At 61.0% G+C, this 18,714-nt stretch carries 19 protein-coding genes and 2 pseudogenes; 9 read left to right on the forward strand and 12 right to left on the reverse strand.

Features of this window, described 5'->3' with window-relative positions:
* Positions 1 to 155: 155 nt before the first annotated feature.
* Positions 156 to 2,747: an ATP-dependent helicase gene (locus AM571_RS38355; protein WP_237358484.1), complete on the forward strand. Its 2,592-nt coding sequence runs from the start codon at positions 156 to 158 to the stop codon at positions 2,745 to 2,747.
* 117 nt (positions 2,748 to 2,864) lie between these two features.
* On the opposite strand, the gene AM571_RS12795 is transcribed toward AM571_RS38355, so the two are convergent.
* Positions 2,865 to 3,212 (reverse strand): hypothetical protein, encoded by a 348-nt coding sequence (locus AM571_RS12795; RefSeq protein ID WP_074061724.1) that lies wholly within the window; start codon positions 3,210 to 3,212, stop codon positions 2,865 to 2,867.
* A 72-nt stretch (positions 3,213 to 3,284) separates the two neighbouring features.
* On the reverse strand, positions 3,285 to 3,686 hold the full coding sequence (locus tag AM571_RS12800; protein ID WP_074063225.1) for a DUF488 domain-containing protein: 402 nt from the start codon (positions 3,684 to 3,686) through the stop codon (positions 3,285 to 3,287).
* A gap of 153 nt (positions 3,687 to 3,839) precedes the next feature.
* On the opposite strand from AM571_RS12800, the gene AM571_RS38360 reads away from it, so the two are divergent.
* Together AM571_RS38360 and pncA are read left to right on the forward strand one after the other, a co-directional pair.
* Positions 3,840 to 4,088: a hypothetical protein gene (locus AM571_RS38360; protein WP_420493350.1), complete on the forward strand. Its 249-nt coding sequence runs from the start codon at positions 3,840 to 3,842 to the stop codon at positions 4,086 to 4,088.
* Between the two features lie 53 nt (positions 4,089 to 4,141).
* On the forward strand, positions 4,142 to 4,768 hold the full coding sequence (pncA, locus tag AM571_RS12810) for a bifunctional nicotinamidase/pyrazinamidase (protein ID WP_074063226.1): 627 nt from the start codon (positions 4,142 to 4,144) through the stop codon (positions 4,766 to 4,768).
* Positions 4,769 to 4,771: 3 nt separating this feature from the next.
* Here the strand turns inward: pncA and AM571_RS12815 are convergent, their stop codons facing one another.
* Positions 4,772 to 5,020, reverse strand: coding sequence for a DUF2164 domain-containing protein (locus AM571_RS12815; RefSeq protein WP_074063227.1), 249 nt, complete (start codon positions 5,018 to 5,020; stop codon positions 4,772 to 4,774).
* Between the two features lie 129 nt (positions 5,021 to 5,149).
* On the opposite strand from AM571_RS12815, the gene AM571_RS12820 reads away from it, so the two are divergent.
* Together AM571_RS12820 and AM571_RS12825 are read left to right on the forward strand one after the other, a co-directional pair.
* Positions 5,150 to 5,869 (forward strand): AzlC family ABC transporter permease, encoded by a 720-nt coding sequence (locus tag AM571_RS12820; RefSeq protein ID WP_074061726.1) that lies wholly within the window; start codon positions 5,150 to 5,152, stop codon positions 5,867 to 5,869.
* 1 nt (position 5,870) lies between these two features.
* The gene (locus AM571_RS12825; protein ID WP_074061727.1) at positions 5,871 to 6,179 is read left to right on the forward strand and encodes an AzlD family protein; all 309 of its coding nucleotides are present in this window, start codon (positions 5,871 to 5,873) and stop codon (positions 6,177 to 6,179) included.
* Positions 6,180 to 6,200: 21 nt separating this feature from the next.
* Here AM571_RS12825 and AM571_RS12830 read toward each other — a convergent pair whose 3' ends face one another.
* A complete protein-coding gene (locus tag AM571_RS12830) occupies positions 6,201 to 8,036 on the reverse strand; it encodes an aminopeptidase P family protein (protein ID WP_074063228.1) in 1,836 nt (611 codons plus the stop codon).
* A 278-nt stretch (positions 8,037 to 8,314) separates the two neighbouring features.
* Between AM571_RS12830 and AM571_RS36945 the strand changes: the two genes are divergently transcribed.
* A complete protein-coding gene (locus AM571_RS36945; RefSeq protein WP_165918524.1) occupies positions 8,315 to 8,488 on the forward strand; it encodes a hypothetical protein in 174 nt (57 codons plus the stop codon).
* A gap of 155 nt (positions 8,489 to 8,643) precedes the next feature.
* Here AM571_RS36945 and AM571_RS12835 read toward each other — a convergent pair whose 3' ends face one another.
* The 3 genes and pseudogenes from AM571_RS12835 to AM571_RS12845 all read right to left on the reverse strand — a co-directional run bounded on the left by AM571_RS12835 (position 8,644) and on the right by AM571_RS12845 (position 10,407).
* Complete coding sequence (locus tag AM571_RS12835) at positions 8,644 to 9,519, reverse strand: 50S ribosomal protein L11 methyltransferase (RefSeq protein ID WP_074061728.1); 876 nt, start codon at positions 9,517 to 9,519, stop codon at positions 8,644 to 8,646.
* A 71-nt stretch (positions 9,520 to 9,590) separates the two neighbouring features.
* Positions 9,591 to 9,797 (reverse strand): annotated as a pseudogene (locus AM571_RS12840) (FAD-dependent monooxygenase); the annotation flags it as partial.
* A gap of 4 nt (positions 9,798 to 9,801) precedes the next feature.
* The gene (locus AM571_RS12845) at positions 9,802 to 10,407 is read right to left on the reverse strand and encodes an SCO family protein (protein ID WP_074061729.1); all 606 of its coding nucleotides are present in this window, start codon (positions 10,405 to 10,407) and stop codon (positions 9,802 to 9,804) included.
* A 157-nt stretch (positions 10,408 to 10,564) separates the two neighbouring features.
* Here AM571_RS12845 and AM571_RS37375 point away from each other — a divergent pair.
* A pseudogene (locus tag AM571_RS37375) lies at positions 10,565 to 10,840 on the forward strand (methyl-accepting chemotaxis protein); the annotation flags it as partial.
* A gap of 7 nt (positions 10,841 to 10,847) precedes the next feature.
* Positions 10,848 to 11,315: a chemotaxis protein CheW gene (locus AM571_RS12850; protein WP_022714385.1), complete on the forward strand. Its 468-nt coding sequence runs from the start codon at positions 10,848 to 10,850 to the stop codon at positions 11,313 to 11,315.
* Between the two features lie 54 nt (positions 11,316 to 11,369).
* Here AM571_RS12850 and AM571_RS12855 read toward each other — a convergent pair whose 3' ends face one another.
* On the reverse strand, positions 11,370 to 11,864 hold the full coding sequence (locus tag AM571_RS12855) for a CreA family protein (RefSeq protein WP_074061730.1): 495 nt from the start codon (positions 11,862 to 11,864) through the stop codon (positions 11,370 to 11,372).
* Positions 11,865 to 11,928: 64 nt separating this feature from the next.
* The gene (locus AM571_RS12860) at positions 11,929 to 12,519 is read right to left on the reverse strand and encodes a 3'-5' exonuclease (protein WP_074061731.1); all 591 of its coding nucleotides are present in this window, start codon (positions 12,517 to 12,519) and stop codon (positions 11,929 to 11,931) included.
* A 264-nt stretch (positions 12,520 to 12,783) separates the two neighbouring features.
* Between AM571_RS12860 and AM571_RS12865 the strand changes: the two genes are divergently transcribed.
* Positions 12,784 to 13,332 carry a GNAT family N-acetyltransferase gene (locus AM571_RS12865; protein ID WP_420493351.1) on the forward strand — a complete coding sequence of 183 codons (549 nt, stop codon included), beginning with the start codon at positions 12,784 to 12,786 and terminating at the stop codon, positions 13,330 to 13,332.
* A 283-nt stretch (positions 13,333 to 13,615) separates the two neighbouring features.
* Here the strand turns inward: AM571_RS12865 and ligA are convergent, their stop codons facing one another.
* From ligA to AM571_RS12880, 3 genes are all read right to left on the reverse strand, one after another.
* Entirely contained in the window at positions 13,616 to 15,772 is a 2,157-nt protein-coding gene (gene ligA / locus AM571_RS12870; RefSeq protein ID WP_074061732.1) for an NAD-dependent DNA ligase LigA, read from the reverse strand.
* 235 nt (positions 15,773 to 16,007) lie between these two features.
* Positions 16,008 to 17,681 carry a DNA repair protein RecN gene (gene recN / locus AM571_RS12875; RefSeq protein WP_074061733.1) on the reverse strand — a complete coding sequence of 558 codons (1,674 nt, stop codon included), beginning with the start codon at positions 17,679 to 17,681 and terminating at the stop codon, positions 16,008 to 16,010.
* A 13-nt stretch (positions 17,682 to 17,694) separates the two neighbouring features.
* Positions 17,695 to 18,564, reverse strand: a complete 870-nt coding sequence (locus AM571_RS12880) for an outer membrane protein assembly factor BamD (RefSeq protein WP_196776280.1) — start codon at positions 18,562 to 18,564, stop codon at positions 17,695 to 17,697.
* Between the last annotated feature and the right edge of the window lie 150 nt (positions 18,565 to 18,714).

The following is an 18,714-nucleotide window of genomic DNA, read 5'->3' on the forward strand; positions in this document are numbered from 1 at the left end:
GCGACTGACAATCGCTACTTTAGGGACTGGACAGGCATCTGCCGCCGCCCTGAATGCGCCGGCGCGCCAACGGTCGGCCTTCCTCCTGGAGGGGTTGGAATGAACCAAGAACATCTTTTCTGGCCTTTCCATCCCGAATCACTACATTACGCGCCATGAGCAATAGTTTCGACGATATCCCCTTCTTCGACGAAGAACCGGGCGAGGCCCCGCGCAAGCCGCAGGCGCCTACGCCTGCAGCCGGAGGGATCGCCGCCCGTGCCATGGCTGCCCGCGACGGCGCCAAGCGACCGGATTACCTCGCGGGCCTGAACCCCGAACAGACGGAAGCCGTCGAAACGCTGGAAGGCCCGGTCCTCGTGCTGGCGGGCGCCGGCACCGGCAAGACCCGCGTGCTGACGACCCGCATCGCGCACATCTTAAGCACCGGCCGCGCCTTCCCCTCGCAGATCCTCGCCGTCACCTTCACCAACAAGGCGGCGCGCGAAATGAAGGAGCGCATCGCGCTGCTCGTCGGCGGCGCCGTCGAAGGCATGCCCTGGCTCGGCACCTTCCACTCGATTGGTGTCAAGCTCCTTCGCCGCCACGCCGAGCTCGTCAACCTGCGGTCCGATTTCACCATCCTCGATACCGACGACGTCGTGCGCCTCATCAAGCAACTGATCCAGGCCGAGGGCCTCGACGACAAGCGCTGGCCGGCCAAGCAATTCGCCGGAATGATCGATACGTGGAAAAACAAGGGGCTCGGTCCCGCCGACATCCCCGAAGGCGACGCCCGCGCCTTTGCCAACGGCAAGGGCCGCGAACTCTACTTCGCCTATCAGGCGCGACTGATGAGCTTGAACGCCTGTGATTTCGGCGACCTGCTCATGCATCCCATTGCCATTTTCCGCAAGAACCCGGACCTGCTCAAGGAATACCACCAGCGCTTCCGCTATATCCTCGTCGACGAATATCAGGATACCAACACCGCGCAGTACATGTGGCTGCGGCTGTTGGCACAGCGGCCGGGCCGCAAGTCGACCTCGCCCCTGGTGGGGGGGATGCCCGGCAGGGCAGAGGGAGATATCGGGTCGGACACCGGCTCGAGAAGATCCGCCTTTGTCGCCTCCCCCGACATCTCCTCGAAAAGGGAAGAGATCGCGGAAACCACCATCAACATCTGCTGCGTCGGCGACGACGACCAGTCGATCTACGGCTGGCGCGGCGCCGAAGTGGACAATATCCTGCGCTTCGAGAAAGATTTCCCGGGCGCCAAGGTCATCAAGCTGGAGCGCAACTACCGCTCGACCGAACACATCCTCGGCGCCGCCGCGCATCTAATCGCGCACAACGAAGGCCGCCTGGGCAAGACGCTGTTTACCGACCGCGTCGACCCGGAAGACGTCAAGGTGCAGGTGCATGCTTCCTGGGACAGCGAAGAGGAAGCCCGCGCCATCGGCGAGGAGATTGAGGCCCTGCAGCGCAAGCAGCACGACCTCAACGACATGGCGATCCTGGTGCGGGCCTCCTTCCAGATGCGCGAATTCGAAGACCGCTTCGTGACGCTCGGGCTCAACTACCGCGTAATCGGCGGCCCGCGCTTTTACGAGCGCCTCGAAATCCGCGATGCCATGGCTTATTTCCGCCTCGTCGCGCAGCCCGCCGACGACCTCGCCTTCGAGCGCATCATCAACACCCCGAAGCGTGGCCTCGGTGAGACGACCGTGCGCGCGCTGCACGACTATGCCCGTGCCCGTGATATCCCGATGCTCGCAGCAGCGGCCGACATCATCGAAACAGACGAGCTGAAACCGAAGGCGCGCAAAGCGCTTTTCGACGTGGTGCACAGCTTCAGGAACTGGCAGCAAAGGCTTGAAACGACTCCGCATACCGAACTTGCCGAGCAGATCCTCGAAGAGTCCGGCTACACCGACATGTGGAAGGCCGACAAGACGGCGGAAGCGCCCGGCCGGCTGGAAAACCTCAAGGAACTGATCCGCTCGATGGAAAGCTTCGAGTCGTTGCGTGGCTTCCTGGAGCACGTCGCACTGGTCATGGATGCCGAGCAGAACGAAAACCTCGACGCCGTTTCGATCATGACGCTGCACTCGGCCAAGGGGTTGGAGTTCGACACCGTCTTTTTGCCGGGCTGGGAAGAGGGCCTCTTCCCGCATCAGCGCTCGCTCGACGAAAGCGGCCGCGCCGGCCTTGAGGAGGAGCGCCGCCTCGCCTATGTCGGCATCACCCGCGCCAAGCACCGCTGCCACATCTGGTTCGTCTCCAACCGCCGCATCCACGGTCTCTGGCAATCGACCATCCCCTCCCGCTTCCTCGACGAACTGCCGGAAACCCATGTGGAAGTCGCCGAAGTCGAGCAGAGCTACGGCGGTTACGGCCGCGGCGGCTACGGCCAATCGCGCTTCGACAAGGCCGACCCCTTCGCCAATTCCTATTCCACCCCCGGGTGGAAACGCGCCCAAGCCAACAGGACCGATGCCACCCGCGACAACTGGGGCACGCGCTCGGGCCACGCCGTCGAACGTATCGGCTACGGCGAAAGCGGCCCCAAGGGTCGCATGATCGACGGCGAACTCGTCGCCAAATCCACCTCCACCGAACCATCCCGCTTCCAGATGGGCGACCGCGTCTTCCACCTGAAATTCGGCAATGGGAATATTACCGGGATCGAGGGCAACAAACTGACGATCGATTTTGATCGGGCCGGGCAAAAGCGGGTGTTGGATGGGTTTGTGGAACGGGTTTGACTAGCCGTCCGGCGGCGCGGCACGAGACGTCCCTTCCAGATCCGGCCCTGATTTCACGGCCGGCTTTTTCGCGGCTCGGGTTCGTCGCGCACAGCCTTGATCTTATTTTATGCGGCATCAACCCAAAATCGGCATCTTGCCCATCCCCAAAATATCGTTGACGAGCGCAATCGTGATGCCGATGGCGACGATGCTCAACCCGATCAGGAAGAGCCGCCGCGCCCGGTCGTACTTGGCGGCAATCAGCGAATCGCGCGCCAAAAGATCGGCGAAGACCTTCACCTGCAGGGCGATGCCGATGCTCAAGAGCAGCATCGGCAGGATATCGATGCTGCTCCAGTCATTCGGGTTGGAGACCCAGCGGCTGATGAAGCTCAGCGAAAAGCCGAGAATGATGCCCGCAGCCGTCAGCGAGCCGTTGCGGAAGGTGGCGTCGATTTTCTCCTCTGGCCCTGGCTCGGTCATTGCTTGCTCCCGGCTGCTCTTTGCCAAGGAAGGCAGAAAAAACCGGAATCGGCAAGTCAGCCTATCCGACGCCTAGGCGCGGGCCTGCGCCCTGAGCTGCGCGCCACGCTCGGCAAGAAGCCCGCGCAGCAGGCTGCGGTGGCAGCGGCTTTCATTTTCGCAGTAGCAGCCGACGGCGAAGTTGGCGGTGTGCGAGAGTGCGGCCAGCGTGTCGAGGACCCGACTGGTGTCAGGTGCGTTCATTTCCTTGCGATAGGCGCGGGAGAAGGCCTGCCACTCGGCTTCGGTCTGCGCTGCCTTCGCCATGGCCACCAGCTCCTGGCTCGGCGCCAGCATCGGCAGCCAAACGTCGTAATAGTCGCGGCTCGCAAACTCCTCCTTCGCCACGCCGCGCGGCGGGCGGCGCACAGTGCCGATGCGAAGGCCCTCGTCCTTGCTCCGTGGCGAGCCCAGTTGCACGATGCTGATTGCCATTGTGATCTCCTCGCCTTGCCGGACGATATCTAGCGCGATGCCCCTGTTCTCGCCAGCGGGCATGCCGGATCTTGACGATTTCGTCAGCCTCGGCTATGAGACCACGTCAAGATTCTCGTGCCGCGTGCCGGCGAAGAACCGGTCTTTTTGGACATGAGTCCGCAAGGCAGGATCGATCCTTCCAACAAGCCTGCGCTGCCCGATTATACGCCCCGGCGGTTCGACGCGGTGACGCGTGAGCTCGATTTCGACGAAGCGCGGCCAGGCCGGCTTTCACGAAACGCAAGGACGACTGGATCGCCGCCCGGCTGCTGGAACAGGCGCGGCAGGCCGTCGCACTTGGCGCATGCATGTTTCTCCAAAAAAAGCTTGCGCTTGACCACCTGCAAATCCACTAGTTGATAGCGGCATATCCGCTTGGCATGCTGCGCGCCGCAAACGTATGGGGTCGCCTGATGAGAGCGTTATTGCTGGTCGATATTCAGAATGGTTTTTGCCCGGGCGGCAATCTTCCGGTGCCGGAAGGCGATCAGGTCGTGCCGGTCGCAAACAAGCTGATCGACAGCGGCATGTACGATCTGGTCGTCGCCTCGCAGGACTGGCATCCACCCGGCCACGGAAGCTTTGCCTCCTCCCATCCGGGCAAGAAGCCTTTCGAAATGGGCGTGCTTTCCGGGAAGCCGCAGATGATGTGGCCGGATCACTGCGTAAAGAACACCCTCGACGCCGAACTGCATCCGGCGCTGAAATCCGAAGAGATCGATCTCATCCAGCAGAAGGGCGAAAATCCGCTGGTGGACAGCTATTCCGCCTTCCGCGACAACGACCAGGATGCCTCGACCGGTCTTTCCGATTTCCTCCTAGACCAGGGCGTGACAGAGCTCGACGTCTGCGGCCTGGCGACCGACTATTGTGTCAAATTCTCGGCGCTCGATGCGCTGGAGATGATGCCCGGTATCAAGGTTCGCTTTGTCGAGGATGCAAGCCGCGGCATCACGCCGGAAGGCGTGGCTGCCGCAATCAAGGACATGCGCGCACGTGGCATAGAGATCATCGACAGCCAAAAGGCGCTCGCCGGCTGAGGCTCAGTCCCGCGCTCCCTGCTCCAGCCCGTAGATATCGTCCGCAAGGTCGTCGGCACGCTTCAAGAACGCCGTATGTGCATGTTGCAGGCCTTGCCTGTAATAGGCGGCGCCGATCTCCTTGGCAAAGAAGTCGAGGACCAGTTCCGACCTGAGCAGCCCGACAGGATGATCCAGTTCCTTTTCGAAGAAGTGCTGGATACGCGCAATCAGCGCCGCCTTATCTTCTCTGGAAAAATCTATCGGCTTCATCGTCTTGTCTCCTGCCATTGTCTGAGGTTCACCGTTCAGCGAAATCGATCGGTCGATCAAGGAAATTCGATTGCGGCAGAGGCGATGGACACATAGAGCAGGTTCGTTTTTGAATGAGGACACGTGCCTATGAGTCGCGCGGATTTCGTCGAGGGTTTGCGGGGCGGCTTCACCGTCGCCGTGGCGTCCGCGCCTTTCGCAGCGCTATTCGGCGCGCTTGCCGTTGATAACGGCATGTCGCTTTCCGAGCTGATGCTGATGAGCGCCACCGTCTATGCGGGTGCCAGCCAGATGGTCGGCATCGAGCTTTTCGGAAACAACGTCCAGGCCTGGCTTATCGTCGCCTCCATTCTCGCCGTCAACTTTCGCCATGTTCTCTATTCGGCGGCAATCGCGCGCTACGTACGCCATTTCACGCCGCTGCAGAAGTTCTTCACCTTCTTCCTGCTCGTTGACCCGCAATTCGCCGAGATGGTGAAGCGCGGCGAGGAGGGCAAGCCGGTCACCTTCATCTGGTACTTCGGCTTCGGCATCATCATCTACGTGCCCTGGGTTCTGGTCAGCCTTCTCGGCGGGCTGCTCGGCGGCTTCATCGGGGATCCGAAGGCGCTTGGCCTTGATATCCTGCTACCCGCTTATTTCCTTGGTATCGTCCTCGGCTTCCGCAACCGCTCCAACTTCCTGCCGGTCGCCCTCGTCAGCGCCGTCGCCTCTGCGATCGCCTACCACTATGTCGGGTCACCCTGGCATGTCAGCCTGGGCGCTGCGGCCGGCATCACCTTGGCTGCGCTGCTGCCATTGCCTGGCGCGCTCAAACCCGAACCAGAAAACGAACCGCACGAGGTCTGACATGGAATTCGATCTGCAGATGGTCCTTGTGATCCTCGCATCGGCTGTTGCGACCTATGCAACACGTATTGGCGGCTATGTGCTCATCACCACCATGAAACGAATCCCACCGCGCATGGAGGCAGCCCTCAACGCCGTCCCTGCGGCAGTGCTGACGACCATCGTCGCACCGGCCTTCTTCGACGGCGGTTGGGATTCCAAGCTATCGCTTGTCGTCGCCCTCATCGTCGGTCTCAAGGTGTCGCACACCTGGATGCTCGTCGCGGCCTGGCTTGTCGTCATGGGCTGGCGCCGCACGGTCGGATTCTAGGGCCGCGCGACGCGCCAAACCTCAGTATTCCAGCGGCAGCGTCGCATTCTCCAGCCACGACTTGACGTCCTGGTCGTGGATCAGCGGCATCAGCGCGTCGCGGGTGCGGGCATGATAGTCGTTGAACCAGTGCAGCTCGTCATGCGTCAGCAGTTCGGGAATAACGATCGTGCGGTCGATCGGGCAGAAGGTCAGCGTCTCGAAGCCCAACATCGGCATGTCGCCGCCATCGATGTCTTCCGCCTCGCGCACATAGATCAGGTTTTCGATGCGGATGCCGAAGCTGCCCGGCCGGTAATAACCCGGCTCGTTGGAAAGGATCATGCCCGGCAGCAGCTCCTGCGTGGAAAGCCTCGATATGCGCTGCGGTCCCTCGTGCACGGAAAGATACGAGCCGACGCCATGGCCGGTGCCGTGCCCGAAATCGACGCCCGCCCGCCAGAGCGCAATGCGCGCCAGCGGATCGAGATCGCAGCCCCGAGTGCCTTTCGGAAAGCGCGCCGTGCTGATCTGGATCATGCCTTTCAGCACCAGTGTGAAAAAGCGCTTCTGCTCATCCGAGACCGCGCCGATGCCGACGGTGCGGGTGATGTCGGTAGTGCCATTGATGTATTGGGCGCCGGAATCGATCAGGAAAAGCTCCCCGGCATTGATTGTCCGGTCTGTATCGACCGTCACGCGGTAGTGCATGATCGCGGCATGCTCGCCGGCGCCGGAAATCGTGTCGAATGAAATATCCTTGAGCGGGTTCTGCATGTTTTGGCCGACGCTGGCGCGCACGGCCTCCAGCTTCTCGGCCGCGGCAATCTCCGTCACCGTGCCCGGCCTTTCCTGCGACAGCCAGTAGAGGAACTCGACCATCGCCGCACCGTCCTGCAGGTGGGCCGCCGCCGAGCCGTTGAGTTCGACGCTGTTCTTCACCGCCCGCGGCAGCTTGGCAGGATCGTTACCCTCCACCACTTCGCCGCCCGACTTGCGGATGATGTCGGCAAGCGCATGGGAGGCGATGTCCGGATCGATCATAACCCGGCCGCCATCCTTCGACACGGCAGCAAGGCGCTCGTCAAGCGAAGACGGCGGCAGCTGCACGCATATCTGCGCCAGGTAAGCTTCCGGCTCGATGCTTGTCTTGCGCTTATCAAGGAACAGCTCAGCCTTGCCGTCGGCATGGATGATCGCACGGGCAAGAGGATGCGGCGTATGCGGAACGTCGGCACCGCGTATGTTGAAGATCCACGCAATCGAAGACGGATCGGCAATGAGCACGGCTGCCGCATTCTTCTTGGCAAGATCGGCAGCGATCGTCGCGATCTTGTCCTTTGCCAGCACGCCGGCCTGGACGACATTGTGGATGACCACGGCCCCGAGCGGTTCGGCCGGCCGGTCCGTCCAGAGCCTGTCGAGCGGATTGTGCGGCAGGATCACCAGCGTGCCGCCGATCTCGGAAAGCGCCTTTTCAAGACGCCGCACGTCGGCGCCGGAATGCAGCCACGGATCGATGCCAAGACGCATTCCCTGCTTGCCGTTCTTGGGAATCCAGACATGCGGCGGCTCGTTGACGAGGTCGCCGCCGGTAAAGACGGAACCATCAACCTGCTCGGCAAGCTGCGTGACGTAGCGGCCGTCGACGAAAATGATCGCCTGGCTATGGGTGATGAGCGCAATTCCCGCAGACCCGGTAAAGCCGGTCAGCCACGCCAGGCGCTCGGCGCATGCCGGCACATATTCGCCGTTGTACTCGTCAGCACGCGGCACGAGAAAGGCGTCGATGCCGAGCTCCTCGAAACTGGCGCGCAGCCGCCCGACCCGATCGCGGCCGAATTGTGGCGTGGAAGTAACCTCAAATGACTGGAACATCCTGAAAAACCCAATACCTATATAGACGAATCCGCCGAAAAGCGGGCAGCCCATGTTACCGGAAAATCAGGGCAAGGGGAGAAAAAGCAGCCACTCTCCCCTATCTGGGCCGCTCGATATTTGGCAGAAATGTGACAAGGAAAGCAAAACTGGCATGCTTTATGCATTTAGCGCATGGCTCCCATGAGCGAAAGCCTCTGCCTAAGGATCTGGGAATAGTTATATACGGCGCATCAAGCGGTTCGGAAATCGAGCCTGCAACGAAAGGGAAATGAAAAATGACTGCCTCTCTGTCGCGCTTCGCTTACAGCAGCCCGGTGCAGGCTGGCGAACGCCAGACAGTGCATCACGTCATCGGTGCCCGCCGCCCGCTCAATGGGGATAGCCTCAAGATGCTCGGCACGGGCCACAAGGTTACACATCACAAGGGTGTACCCAGCTACGCGTTCTGAGCTATTTGCCGCTTCGTTTCTCCTCCTCCCTCAACGGACCGGCAATCAGAACTGTAGAGCCCGCTCGAGCGCTCCTCCTCCTTCGAGCTCGCGGGCATGGCCGTTTAACGGTCGAAGGCGGTGCCAATGGCACCGCCTTCATTTTTGCCGACAGCTTACGGACGGTCCAGATGGATCGTCACCCAGCCGTTCCGCCAGATGGTGCGGACGTGGCGGAGCTTTGCACCGTTATAGGCCGAAAGCACCTTCCAGCGCTGTTCTGCGAGGATGCCGGACAGGATCACCGAGCCGCAAGGCGCCAGGTGCTGGGCCAGCTTCGGCGCCATCTTGATCAGCGGCCGTGCCAGAATATTGGCGATGATGAGGTCGAACGGCCCGTGTTCGGCAAATGCCGTCGAATGAAAACCTGGCGCAGTCTTCGCAACGATTCCCGAGGCAATGCCGTTCCGGCGTACGTTTTCGGCCGCGACACGCGTGGCGATCGGGTCGATGTCGGTTGCGAGAACCGGGATCTTCTTGAGCTTTCTCACCGCAATCGCCAGGACGCCGCTGCCCGTGCCGAGGTCCAGCGCATTGCCGACGGGGCGCGAACGCAACACGCTGTCGATTACCTCCAGGCAGCCGGAGGTCGTGCCGTGATGGCCGGTGCCGAAGGCCTGCCCAGCATCGATCTCGATGCCGATATCGCCGGGGCGGACCCTGCCGCGGTCATGCGAGCCATGCACCAGGAAGCGCCCTGCCCGAACAGGCCTCAGGCCCTCAAGGGACTTCGCCACCCAATCGATATCGGGAATGACTTCGCGCTCGACCGTCAGGTCGGGGAACGCCTTCAGCGCCTCCTCGACGCGAAGGCGAACCTCATCTTCGTCCTCCCTCATCATATAGACGGAGGCTTCCCAGATATCCTTCTTCTCATCGATCTCGGTCGTCGCAATCGCGAAGTCTTCTTCACCGAAAACTTCCGTCAGAAGATCGAGAACCTGCCCGGCCTTCTTTTCAGCCGTCGTCACAAACAGGCGAATTTCACTCACTCGAACTTATCCTATTTCTATTGCGCGCCGTCGATCCAGACTGGCGGCGGTCTATCATAACCGGCAACGCTGCGAAGGATTGCGTCAGCGGCCCGGGAAGATGAAAGCGAGGTCAGCGTTCGCGCGATGCCAAGCGCCCGGCTTTGCGAAAGCGGCACCGGTCCTAAAGCGCTGTCAACGATTCGCGGTCGAAAGCCTCGCCGGGCAAGCTCGATTGCTGCTGCAAGACCCGTCGCGCCGGCACCGGCGATCAGGATGCTGCGATGCCCGGCCCCCATGGTTTCATCCCTTGCTGATCAAATTCTCCAGCTTCTTTACCGCCGTGTCCGGATTTTCGCCATAGGCGATCGTGCCGGCGAAACGGCCCTCGGAATCAAGGAGGAAGACGGACGCCGTGTGATCCATCGTATATTCGCCATTCGGATCCTTCTCATCGACCGGCACCTTCTTGGCGTAGACGCGGAAGCCCTTGATGACGTCGGTCACCTTCTCCGGCGGACCGGATATGCCCGTGATGCGCTTCGAAACGTTCGAGACATACTGGTTCATGATTTCCGGCGTGTCTCGCTCCGGATCGACCGTAACGAAATAGGCCTGTATTTTGTCGCCAGCCGGATCGACTTTTTCCATCCAGCCATTGAGCTCGAAGAGCGTCGTCGGGCACACCTCGGGGCAATGCGTGAAGCCGAAGAAGACCGCGCTCGGCTTGCCGCGCAAGGCCTGCTCGGTGATCGGCTCGCCGCTTTGCGAAACGAGCGAGAAAGGAACGCCGTAGGGCCCATCGGCGAGCGGCATATCCCTCGTCTTCGTGATGTTCAGCGTCAGCCATCCGAGCACCGCCGCGACGATGATGACGGCCACCCAAACAGCAACACGGAAATTCTTCATGTCTGCGACCCCTGAAAGCAAGCGGACGACGCAGTCCGCAACTGCCCGCCTGATAGCTCGTCGGCGCCACGCACGCAATTCAACATCCCGTTTTCCTGCACGTGATCAATTGCCTCACCCTTCGCTTTGGCAGATGTTTTGCACAACCGCCGTTCCCGTTAAATCAATCGTAACCTCTGCGAGCGAAAAATCCATCGGAGTGAAAGACAACAATACTGCCGCCAGCCACAGACGCCGAAATTCGATCCGACTGGGTAGGCAGTTCAAGACCGGCGAGGGCATGAACGCCCGTCACCCGCCGCGAGAAGCAACCGCCGCCTCGCATCCGAGACCTTCACCTGCATGGAGCCTGATTGGCAAAGTCGCGGGCGCATTCATTGGCGGCGCCGCCGCCAAAGCCGTGGCCGCTCTGGCCGGAGACAACTGGGAAGAATCTGATCATGACAAGCGCCATCATCACACAGGCCGGTTCCCATCTCGAAATCGTTTCCTTTCATCTCGCAGAACAGGAATTCTGCATCGACATCATGGCGATCCGCGAAATCCGCGGATGGGCGCCAGTGACGCCAATGCCGCATACGCCGCCCTACGTGCTTGGCCTCATCAACCTTCGCGGTGCAGTGATCCCGGTCATCGACATGGCATGCCGTCTCGGCATGAAGATGACGGAGCCGTCGGAACGCTCCGCCATCATCGTCACCGACATCGCCGGCAAGCTCGTCGGTCTCCTCGTCGAGCAGGTTTCCGACATGATGACCATCAAGAGCGAGGACCTGCAACCGCCGCCGGAAATCATCCCGGAAGCCCAGCGCGCCTTCTGCCGCGGTATCGTGGCATTGGAAAAGACCATGGTCTGCTTCCTCAACCTCGACACCGTCATCGCCGATGAGCTGGCGCAGGCTGCGTAATCAGCCTTCCGCTCGGAACGCGCTGGCGAAGTTGGCGAAAGGAGGACCTTTTCGCTATTGCGGCTTGGCGTTCTTCCAGGTGACGTTCTGGCCATAGAGCGGGATCGTCGAGATCGACATCTTCGCCGAGCCATCTGTCAGTTCGCGCGAATGTGCGAGATAGATCAGCGTGTCGTTGGTCTTGTCGTAGATGCGGTTGACGACCAGTTTCTTCCAGATGAGCGACATGCCCGCCTTGAACACCTCGTCGCCATCTCTGGAGAGATTGATGTCACCGATCTCGATCGGTCCCGTCTGGCGGCAGGCGATCGAATTGTTCGAAGGATCCTCGAACCAGTTGCCGTTTTTCATCCGGTCGATCACGCTGCGGTCGAAATAAGTGACGTGGCAGGTCACGCCCTTCACCTGCGGATCGGCGATGGCATCGACGATGATGTCGTTGCCGATCCAGTCGACCCCGACCTTGCCGACAACCTCGGCAGACGCCGCACCTGCGCCAAGCGCGGCAACCGAAGCGGCGGAAAGAACAAGCTTGCGCAAAGTGGACATGGCGGCTCCCTGAATAATCCGCTTCACTAGATAATTACGGTCACCGCCAAAACAAGGAAGCTGGCTATGCCTTGCGGCAGGTGCAGGGCTCGTAACCGTTTGCCATAAGCCTGCCGGGCCGCATGCCGATTGCCGCGGGAATCGCATGCACTGCAGCGGCCTTGACAGCCCTTGCCATCTCGATCGCCGCATGCGCGCAGACGGCAGCATCCTCCGCGGCGTTGTGGTGGGAAAAGCGCAGGCCCAGATGCTCGGCAATCACGTTCAATCTGTGCGAGAGGAACTGCGGCCAGATGCGCTGCGCCATCTTGAGGCTGCAGAGATAGGTGAGTTCCGGATATGACTGGCGATAAAGGTCGAGCGAAGCGCGCCAGACGCTGAAATCGAAGGCGGCGTTGTGCGCGATCATCATCGCGCCTTGGAATTCATCATGGAACTCGTCCATGACTTCCGGAAATTCCGGCGCATCTTCCACATGCTCGGGCCTGATGCCGTGGATTGCAATATTCATCCCGGAAAAACGCATATCCTTCGGCCGGATCAGCCGCTCCTCGACACGAGTGATCCTGCCCTCCTCGATCCAGGCAAGCCCGAGCGAACACGCGCTGCCGCGCTGCTCATTGGCCGTTTCGAAATCGATGGCTATGGTCTTCAAGGCTGCTCCGCGATTCTTTCGTCAAGACATGCATATCGCGCGGCTATAGCCAGGCAAATGCCGCCGGTTGACTTTCGAGAAAGGATCAACGACTTTTTGCTGATGAACGGACCAGACATCATTCTTACTGCCGTCCATAAGACCACGACCCATGCAGGGTGCGGGGCAGCATTGGCACGTTAACAGTCCGATCAGTCCCGAAACCCTGCCGAGGCGAGCAGGGTTCGAAGTCTGCTCTCCTCTTTCAAATTCAAGGTGAGTATTTTGAAAGAGTTGGAAAGCAATGCAGCCGAACGTCCGCCGGCGATGGCAGGCTTGATCATCCGGGCGTTGCGCGCCTCTGATATCGAGGCGGTGACGGCGCTCATCAACTTGCCAGGCTTCCGCTTCGGCACCCTGCGCCTGCCGTATCAAACCGTCGACGAGACCCGAAAACGCTTCGAAAGCGCCGGCCCCGGCCAGGTCAACCTCGTTGCGGAACTGGATGGCCGGATCGTCGGTGACGCAGGCATGATGCGCTATCTGGGGCGGCGCGCCCATGCAGCCCACATCGGCATGGGAGTCCACGACGATTTCACCGGCAAGGGCATCGGCAGGGCACTGCTGGCCGAACTCATCGACATGGCTGACAACTGGCTGAACATAAAACGACTGGAATTATCGGTGTATACCGACAACGAGGCTGCGATCGCCCTCTACAGAAGATTCGGCTTCGAAGAGGAAGGCCTGCTTAAAGCCTTCGCCTTCCGCGCCGGAGGTTATGTCGACGCCTATGCGATGGCTCGAGTCCGCCTCCAGCCGAACAGCTTGTAATGCTTTAGGAGGCAATCGGCCGGGAGCCCCTTGCGTCTTCATCTCCTGGGGTCGATCGGGGCCTGGGAAACGGGGCCCGATTCATCACCGATGTCGGCCTGCGTGCGGCCGGCCATGTTCGGATCGTGAATTACCCCGTCTGCAGATCGGTTCAGTAATCTCAGCATGCGCCCCGACCGGTTCGATCCGCACGCGGCCATAACTATACGCGGCATGCGCAACCAACCGGTATTTTGTTGCCGCCGACGACGATGAAAAATCATTCCCAGACCGGGAAATGAGCTTAGCCACGGATCAGCGCCAGCCACTCGTCCTCATCCATGGTCTGGACACCAAGCTCGCGCGCCTTGTCGAGCTTCGAGCCCGCACCCGGTCCGGCAACAACGATATCGGTCTTCTTGGAGACCGATCCGGCAACCTTTGCGCCGAGGCTCTCCGCTTTGGCCTTGGCCTCATCGCGGGTGAACTTCTCGAGCGAGCCGGTGAACACCACCGTCTTGCCCGAAACCGGGCTGCCGGAGGTGACCGGCTGCTCCGCCTCCTGCGGCGTCACTTCCGAAAGCAGGGCACGGATCACCTCGACATTGCGCGGCTCCTTGTAGAACTCCACGATCGCGCGGGCGACGATCTCTCCAATGCCTTCGATGGCGTTCAGGTCGTTCCAGGCATCGCCGGAGAGTGGTGCGGCCTCCTTCATCGCCGCGGCAAAAGCCTCATAGGTGCCGTAGGAGCGCGCCAGCAGCTTCGCCGTCGTCTCGCCGACATGGCGGATGCCCAGCGCGTAGATGAAGCGGTGAAGCGCGATGCTGCGCCGTTCGTTGATCGCCGCATAGAGCTTGCCGACGCTGACCTTGCCGAAGCCTTCAATATTTTCGAGCTTCGTCAACGAATTCTGCTGGCGCCTTTCCAGCGTGAAGATATCAGGCGCCGTGCGGATCCTCAGCGCCTCCTCCTCGCTCTCGAAGAAGAAGTCGATCTGCTTCGATCCCAGGCCCTCGATATCGAAGGCGTTACGCGAGACAAAATGCTTGAGATGCTCGGTCGCCTGCGCCCGGCACACGAAGCCGCCGGTGCAGCGCGTGACAGAATCGAGCTTTCCGGTTTTCTCGTTTCTTTCGCGCACCGCATGCGAACCGCAGACCGGGCAGCGCTTTGGAAACTCGTAGGGCACTGCATCCGCGTCCCGCTTTTCCATGACGACATCGAGCACCTGCGGAATGACGTCGCCCGCCCGCTGCACGATCACAGTATCGCCGACCCGGATATCATGCTCCTCGCCGCGAATGGGCTCACCGGAATTGCCGAGACCCTTGATGTAATCCTCGTTGTGAAGCGTCGCGTTAGTCACGACCACTCCGCCGACGGTGACGGGCGTAAGTCGCGCAACAGGTGTCAATGCGCCGGTACGCCCCACCTGGATCTCGATCTTCTCGACGGTGGTGAAGGCCTGTTCTGCCGGGAATTTATGCGCCGTCGCCCAGCGGGGGCTGCGCGAGCGGAAGCCAAGGCGCTGCTGCAGTTCAAGGCTGTCGACCTTGTAGACGACGCCGTCGATATCGTAGTCGAGGTCGGGGCGCTTCAGGCCGATCTCGTCGTAATGGGCGAGGATATCGGCAACAGAATTCAGCCGCTTCATCAGCGGATTGACCGGAAAGCCCCAATCCCTGAAGAGCTGTACCATGTTGAACTGAGTGTCGGCCGGCATGTCGGACATCTCGCCCCAGGCATAGGCAAAAAATTTCAGCTTGCGGCTTGCCGTCACCTTCGCGTCGAGCTGGCGCAGCGATCCGGCTGCCGTATTGCGCGGGTTGACGTAGGTCTGCTTTCCCTCGGCCTCCATCTGCTTGTTGAGCGCCATGAAGTCGCTCTTTGCCATGTAGACTTCACCGCGCACCTCCACGACGGCTGGGACCCCCTTTGGCAGTTCGTTCGGAATCTCCTTGATGGTGCGGATATTTGCGGTGACGTTCTCGCCCGTCGTGCCGTCGCCGCGCGTTGCAGCCGTTACCAGCTTGCCGTTCTCGTAACGGATCGACATGGAGAGCCCATCGATCTTCGGTTCGGCGGTAAAGGCAATCGACTGATCCGGCAGGCGCCCGAGGAAGCGATAGACGCCGGCCACGAAATCCTGCACGTCCTCCTGCGAAAACGTATTGTCGAGCGACAGCATCGGGCGCGCATGGACGACCGGGGCAAAGGTCACCGAAGGTGCAGCGCCGACGCGGCGCGACGGGCTGTCCTCGCGGATGAGCTCGGGAAACCGCGCCTCGATCGCATCGTTTCGCCGCTTGAGCGCATCGTAATCGGCGTCCGAAATCACCGGCTGATCCTTGCCATGATAGAGTGCGTCGTGACGGGCGACCTCTTTCGCCAGCCGTGCGAGCTCGGCGGCGGCATCATCGATCGTCAGGTCTTCAACTGCAACGGACTCGGTCGGCATACGGGATCACTCCAGAAAATCTGGAATCGTTTTAGAGCAAAAATCATGGATTGAAAGAGAGGCCGATGAGGCGATCCCTCATCGGACTGCCGGCACCCTTGTCCATTCTGACAGGGAGAAGGTATATGCCCGCGCCGTTTCAAATGAACGTGCGCTTGAGTGAAGAACGTCCCTTTCCCCGTCAAGACGGACAGGGTATCAGGGTGAGATCAATACCACGGCCTAGGCTGGCGGCCTAACCATTCCCCGCCAACAGCCGGGCCGCCGCCGCCCTCGCCTCTTCGGTCACAGAGGCTCCAGCAAGCATGCGGGCGATCTCTTCCGTGCGGTCCTTATGCGCCATCGTCGCAACGCGCGTGGCAATCTTTTCAGAGCCGTCGGAAACCGGCCCCTTGGAGATGAGCAGGTGCGTTTCTGCGCGCGCGGCGACCTGCGGGGCATGGGTGACCGAGAGCACCTGCACGCGGTCGGAAAGCCGCTTCAGTCGCTGGCCTATGGCATCGGCAACGGCACCACCGACACCGGTGTCGATTTCGTCAAAGACCAGCGTCGGCGCCGAACCGCGATCGGCAAGCGCCACCTTCAGTGCAAGCAGGAAGCGTGAAAGCTCGCCCCCCGATGCCACCTTCATGATCGAGCCCGGACGGGTCCCTGGGTTCGTCTGAACGTGAAATTCGACGACATCGATGCCCTCGGCCGTTGCGGCTGCCGCATCGGTCGTCATCTCGACCATGAAGCGCGCTCGCTCCAGCTTGAGAGCCGGCAGCTCCGCCATGACGGCGGCGGCGAGCGCTTCGCCTGCGTGGTGACGCTTGTCCGAAAGAGAGCGGGCCGCGGCATGGTAATTCGCATTGGCGACACCGACTTCGGATTCGAGTTTCACCAGCTTCTCCTCGCCGGCATCGAGATCGGCAAGGTCGGCGATCATGCGCACGGCAAGCGCCGGAAGCTCGGTCACCGGCACGGAATATTTGCGCGACGCGGCACGCAGGGCAAAGAGTCGCTCCTCGACGCGCTCCAGTTCCTTCGGATCGTATTCCGTCTTTCGCAGTGCTGCCTCCACTTCCATCTGGGCATTGGACAGCTGGTCCAGAGCCGCATCGAGCAGCGCCACCGTGTCTTCCAACAGTCCGGGCGCCTCGTGGCTCTTGCGCTCCAGGCGGCGCACCAGCGACGCGATATGAGGCACCGGAGAGGCATTGCCGTTCAAAAACTCGCAGGCCTCGGCGATATCGCCTGCGATGCGTTGCGCTTTCATCATCTTCTGGCGGCGCTCGGCCAGCTCCTCCTCCTCGCCATCCTGCGGCGAAAGCTTTTCCAACTCGTCGACGGAGGACCGGAGATAGTCGGCCTCGCGGGCGGCGTTCTCCACCTTTTCGCGATGCTTTTTCAGCGTTCGCTCGGCATCGCGCCACGTGCGGTAAAGCTCGGAGACCGCCGCGGCATCCTCGTTGATGCCGGCGAAGGCATCGAGCAGAAGCCGGTGCGCATGCGTATCAACAAGCGCGCGGTCATCGTGCTGGCCGTGGATTTCGACCAGCATCTGCCCGGCCTGGCGCATCAGCTGCACACTCACCGGCTGATCGTTGACATATGCCTTGGTGCGGCCGTCGGCCGATTGCTGGCGCCGGAAGATGAGATCGCCCTCGTCGTCAATCCCGTTCTCGCGCAGAAGCTGTCGGACACCGTGATCCATCGGCACGTCGAAGACGGCCGTGACCTGGCCTTTGTCCTCGCCGTGGCGCACGAGGCCGCCATCGCCACGTCCGCCAAGTGCTAGAGAAAGACTGTCGAGGAGAATGGATTTGCCGGCACCGGTTTCGCCCGTCAGAACCGAGAGCCCTGTTTCGAAGGCAAGATCCAGCCGCTCGATCAGAACGATATCGCGGATCGAAAGCTGAATCAGCATTGCGTGTCAGGCCTCACGAGCCGAGCAGCAGCTTCCTGCCGGCTGCCGAAATCCAGGAGCCCTTGTTCTCCCGGGGCTCGGCACCGCCCGACTGCAGCAGCTTGAAGGAATCGGCGTACCACTGGCTATCCGGATAGTTGTGACCAAGAACAGCGGCTGCCGTCTGGGCCTCCTCGACGATTCCCATCGCAAAATAGGCCTCGACGAGGCGCGCCAGCGCTTCCTCGATCTGATTCGTGTTCGGATACTTCTCAACCACGATACGGAACCGGGAGACGGCTGCAAGATATTCCTTGCGCTCGAGATAATAACGGCCGACCTGCATTTCCTTGCCGGCGAGCTGGTCGCGGGCGTAGCGGATCTTTGCCTGCGCGTCGTCGACATATTCGGAGTCCGGATAGTTGTCGATGACGGCCTGCATGGCTTCGATGGTCTTGGAGGACGCCCGCTGATCCTGGGTCACGTCTGAGATCTGCTTCGAATAGCTGAGGCCGATCAGATACTGAACATAAGCCGCATCTTCAGACTTCGGATACTGCGCCATATAGCGGTTGCCCGACGCGAGGGCGTCGTCGATCTTGCCCTGGCGGTACTTCACGAAGGTGCTCATCACGAGAGCCTTGCGCGCCCATTCGGAGAACGGGTTTTCGCGGTCGATCGCGTCGAACTTGCGCGCGGCTTCGGCCATGTTGCCGGCCTTCATGTTGGCAAGCGCCTGATTGTAGAGGACGTCCGGCGGATCGTTGCTAAGGCCGAGCTTGGTGATGTCGATGTCAGGGTCCGACTGGCAACCGGAAATCAAGGCGCCTGCGCTCAAAATCACGAGCGATGCGAGCAAAGCGCGCGCTGTCTTCATCATACCTTCAGACCTTGCATAATCCATAGAAGAATCCCAACTGCCGCTACCCTAACCTGCGGCAGCCACACCTCGCCGGCGTTTCTAGCCACAAATGCGTGGCGAGAGCAACGCAATGATGAGCCATTAACGCATTTTTGTGGCAGCAAGCGTCAGAATAGCGAGGTTTTTGACTTT

This window comes from Rhizobium etli 8C-3 (assembly GCF_001908375.1).
Classification (GTDB): Bacteria; Pseudomonadota; Alphaproteobacteria; order Rhizobiales; family Rhizobiaceae; genus Rhizobium; species Rhizobium etli_B.